General features: G+C 55.4%; 1 protein-coding gene and 1 rRNA gene. Both read right to left on the reverse strand.

Going from position 1 to position 909, the window contains the following annotated elements:
• Positions 1-263: 263 nt before the first annotated feature.
• Positions 264-455, reverse strand: a complete 192-nt coding sequence (locus E5J99_RS20985) for a hypothetical protein (RefSeq protein WP_135499758.1) — start codon at positions 453-455, stop codon at positions 264-266.
• A gap of 337 nt (positions 456-792) precedes the next feature.
• Positions 793-904, reverse strand: a 5S ribosomal RNA gene (rrf, locus tag E5J99_RS20990).
• Positions 905-909 lie beyond the last annotated feature (5 nt).

A 909-nucleotide genomic window follows, 5' to 3' on the forward strand; every position in this document is an offset into this window, starting at 1 on the left:
CTGCTCAAACAGGACCCGACCAAGCGCAGTATCAAGAATAAACGCAAGCGCCTGGCCTGGGATGAACCCTTTTTAGAACGCCTGCTGGCCGCTCTCTGCGCCCCGGCTACATAGTGCGGTTAATCTGAGGCGGCCCCAATGCCTTCACGCGGGTGGTGTCGCGCTCAGCGGCATGATCGATCTTTTTTTCGCCAACATTCCAGCGTCTGCACCGCCCGCCCGAGCATGGCCCGAATCACGGCAGGTCCGCCTAAGGCGGCCAGCTAGATGCATAACTCGTCGAACGTAACATCGGGGGTTGCTGACGCAGACATGCCACTAGCAGAACTCTGAGTTTTGCGCAGCAGCAAGGGAGTCGGCCCACTATAGGCCAGCGCCACCACCGAACTGGTAGTGAACTCGCGCTGCCGCAATTTGCGCACAAATGAGGCCGAAATATTGAAGCGGACTGCCATCTGCCGAGGCATACTGCCTGCTAGCCTGCATAGCGGTAAGCCAATGCTACCCGCTCACATAAATCGTCGGAGTAAGCCGTCATACCATATGGTAAGGATAGCTGCTACACTAACCTGAGAACCGATCTAAGTGTTTTTTGTATTCCGTATTGTGTCACTGATACATAGAATTTTGGTCTACTTGTGCGTAGAATGGCCATTACAGCACAAGCGAAGCATACAAGGCGGTCATACTTTCACCTAGCTCTACCACTACAGTACTAGAGGGGTCAGGGCAGGGTAGAAACGACGCTGCCCTCCGCAGCACGGGGCGCGGAGGGCAGGGAAGTATAAATAAAGTTGGCGGCGACCGACTCTCCCGCCGGTGAAGGCAGTACCATAGGCGCTACGGGGCTTAACGACTCTGTTCGGAATGGGAAGAGGTGAACACCCGTGCTAAAGCCACCATTACTGG

The sequence above is a fragment of the Hymenobacter elongatus genome, assembly GCF_004745955.1.
GTDB classification, from domain to species: domain Bacteria; phylum Bacteroidota; class Bacteroidia; order Cytophagales; family Hymenobacteraceae; genus Hymenobacter; species Hymenobacter elongatus.